Annotated in this window: 2 protein-coding genes and 1 pseudogene; 1 reads left to right on the forward strand and 2 read right to left on the reverse strand. The window is 45.1% G+C overall.

Going from position 1 to position 3,439, the window contains the following annotated elements; translation table 11 throughout:
• Positions 1-938: SAM-dependent methyltransferase (locus Xsze_RS21250; protein ID WP_211293377.1), on the forward strand; the 938-nt coding region annotated here is incomplete at its 5' end.
• Positions 939-1,124: 186 nt separating this feature from the next.
• Here Xsze_RS21250 and Xsze_RS21255 read toward each other — a convergent pair.
• Entirely contained in the window at positions 1,125-1,526 is a 402-nt protein-coding gene (locus Xsze_RS21255) for a hypothetical protein (RefSeq protein ID WP_038242436.1), read from the reverse strand.
• A 182-nt stretch (positions 1,527-1,708) separates the two neighbouring features.
• Positions 1,709-2,907: pseudogene (locus tag Xsze_RS23450) on the reverse strand (DNA cytosine methyltransferase); the annotation flags it as partial.
• Between the last annotated feature and the right edge of the window lie 532 nt (positions 2,908-3,439).

Consider the following 3,439-nt stretch of genomic DNA (forward strand, 5'->3'; position numbering starts at 1 on the left):
AGAGGATCCACACCTTACCTCTCAATTTCAGCATAGTACCGAGGGTTACGTGGTTGGGATGCGTTCATTACATTCCTGGCGTTTTTGTTAACCCTTCTCACCGGGCAATTGCGATAGCTAAAGAGGAAGGGTTCCGTGCAGAAATGCTCGCTGGGATTTCCGCCGAAGATAATCTTTTTGCTGATATTGGCATCGATCCCTCACGCTATGGTTGTCAAACCCTTGAAGCAACCGACTTGCTGCTACGTAATCGCATCCTGCTTACCGATTCGCATGTTGTGATTTTTCAGATTGGTGCCGTTGGCAGTCTCGGTTTCAATTTTAGCGGCTTTAAAAATCAACACATTCAGGTGCTGATTGACCGTCTGATAAAAGAATATGGGCCGCAACACGACGTTTATCTGTATGTCGCACCAAGCATAGCAATAGCTAATCCTCTGGTTGAAAAATATAAAATCGCCGATTTTCGTAAACCCGAGATTGTAAAACGGGTAACGGGGATTTCAACATTCTATTTGCCACCAAAAACTATCCGTGAGTTTGATCCTGCCGCTGGTAAACTTTTGGGTTTGAAAGTTCTCAGTAATGTGGGAAATGCCGATCCCTACACCCCGGGCAAACCTTACAGCGAATATGAGCTTGCTGCTATTTCAGGACTGGACGGGCATACCATTCCAGAGAACTATAAATGCACGCAAACAACAACCAGTATGTTCGACGCACTAGAACAGATTTCACTGCATCCGGAAATGAAAGAAAAATGGCTGCGTAATCCACGGGATTTCTTACAACGATTCCAGGGGCTCTCTGCACAAGAATATGCCGCAATTATCTCGTCTCAGCCTGCTCGGGTATATGCGGCCATGAAAAAAATGCCTCAGCAAGTCGCGACGGACAATGATAGGGCCACGCAGGAAGGTAATAATGAAGATGCATGACGCAGAATCTAAACCCCAACACTAAGAAATCCCCATAAATTAGACATGGCATGGTGTTGTGTGTTCTGCCGATTCAAGGAAAACATGACTATTCCTGTTCATCAAGGTGCTTCAATACCATGCAGAACAATGTCATTATCGGATCCGGGATAACCTTATGACTACAGAACGGTTACAACTGTAGTGCTAAGAAATAGTGTTTGCCGTTCTTTTTCGAATAATATCATCCCAAATCTCACGTAGTAAGGCTGCATTTCTTGCAGCCTTTTTTTCATCGCCTTTAACCCCACCAGCGGGGATCACGGTTTTTGAAAAATCAATGAAGGTGCCATTGCTCGGTTTGAAATGAACCTGAGTGATGTATTTCATTTCAAAAGTTCTTGGCCGGACACGGGTATCCATGATGCAAATGATGTTTTTGGATGAACAAAACACATTAAGCCGGGCGTAAACAAAATCTTTGTCTATTTCGACATGGGGATAATAGTGGCGAATGGCGTCCATAACCTCTTTTGCGGTCAGAGGGCGGTTTTCTCTTAAAAGCACATTAGCCAAATGGATATTGGAGATTTTCTCTTTCTCATGCATATTCTAAATGATTTTTTATATTATATGAAAAACAAAGAAGAGAAAGAAATTAACTCAATTACAATAAGTTATTAATAAAATAGGCCGTCATGATACCACGTAAAAGATAGGCCGCATTCATCGACCTATCTGCCCTGTTTCATCTCAATCCAATGTGAGCGTTAAACTCCCATTTGCATCAGAATTCGTTTTCCAATCCATGTCATGACGGGCACCGCCATTGAATTACCGATTGCCCGGTAACGATGCCCATCCGGGCAATCTTCTGCCCGTTTGCCATTCCACGGGATCTGCGTGTGGTTGTCAGGAAAACCCTGTAGCCTTTCACATTCCACCGGGGTTAAGCGACGCACGGCATAACCATCATTCGCCATGCGGGTCATCACCAAATCCGTAGCACTTTTACCGTCCCGTGATTTCAACGTTGACGAAATCTCATCCGTTCGGTATTCACCGAAGGAAAGCTGACGATAAGTAGATACAGGCCCCTTACCGTGCTAAGAAAAAATCTCCTGATGACTCACTTCATCATTCGTGCTCGCGCTCCCCGAATGTAACGCGAGGGGCGGGTTTATTTCTGAGCTTTTCGCGGCTGAATAAACAATATGATAATTTCCTGAAAATGCTGCCTGATTCCCTGAGAATCGTTTATCCCCACCACTCGCTAATAACGTTCCGGTGACTTCGCCACCGCTTGCAAGGCTCTGTGTAACATGTCGGGTAATGATTTTCCTTTGTGCTCTGCGCGGCGAAGTATGCCTTCGCACGCCGTCTGGCTCAAAAAGTACCGTGGCCGGACAGACGTCTTTTCGAGCACTTGCGACAACAAACACACGGCGCCGTCGTTGGGCCACGCCGAAATATTGAGCATCGAATACCCGCCATGCGATGTTTCTTTGGGGTCCAGACACATAACCTGTGTTTGTCCACTTTTTCCCTGATGGCTGCAACGGTTCATCTTCTCCGGCAAGTCCCGCAAGAAAACAGCCGAAGGCATTATCGTTGCTGGACAAGATGCCCGGCACATTTTCCCAGACGATAACAGAGGGAGGGTCGCCGTTTGCGGCTCTGACTGAATCAATGGCATTTGCCAACTCCACGAATGATAATGTTAGTTGTCCTCACTCGTCACTCAGACCATGGCGAAGGCCTGCCAGGGTGTACCGCCGACCAGAATATCCGGTGCATCCACCTGATTGCCGACAATCATTGCCGGGAGTCTGGTCATGTCTCCCCAGTTTCGGACATGGGGCCAATAATGTTGCAGTACCGCATTGGGGAATGTCTCAATTTCGCTGAACCACATCGGAGAGATTCCCAGCGGCTCCCAAGCAACACTGGCCGCCTCAATTCCAGAACACACAGAACCAAAACGTATCATGATTTATTTCCTACCCGTGCGGTCATGAAGATTGAAATTAATATGCATGTCCCGTGCACTCAACAGCATGACGTTTAAACTCGATGGATTAGACCGAGAACTTAAAGGATATTTTTTCTTAAAAACAATTTAAATACATAAGGTTATCCATTGGTACACTAACTTCAAAATATCGACAATTTAATTGTTCTCCTATATGAGGAGGGGAAAGAAAAACACAACACGTTTCCCGGTTTGCTCTCCGTTTCTTCGGCTATATCTAAATGAAAAATAGAATGTATACAGGCCAAAAATCATTTCGTTATTTTTTGAATGGAGGCGTCAAATATGTCTGAAAATAGGGTGGCTCTCTGACTGATTGGGTGGGAAAGCTCAAGGGTTATCGGCCAATTAGCTGATCTCATTTGGGTCTAATCTGCCGTTATCGATAAATTCCCCTAAAGTAATATTCAGGCTAATATCTGCCCACCTTAAATGACACTTTGAACGGACTATCACGATGCCGGAAAACGACTTTAAGATAAAAAAAAGG

The organism is Xenorhabdus szentirmaii DSM 16338 (genome assembly GCF_002632585.1).
Lineage (GTDB): Bacteria > Pseudomonadota > Gammaproteobacteria > Enterobacterales > Enterobacteriaceae > Xenorhabdus > Xenorhabdus szentirmaii.

Bases quoted from the DNA above. Each gene is read 5' to 3' on its own strand.
- Xsze_RS21255 (WP_038242436.1), bottom strand. From the start codon at position 1,526: ATGCATGAGAAAGAGAAAATCTCCAATATCCATTTGGCTAATGTGCTT.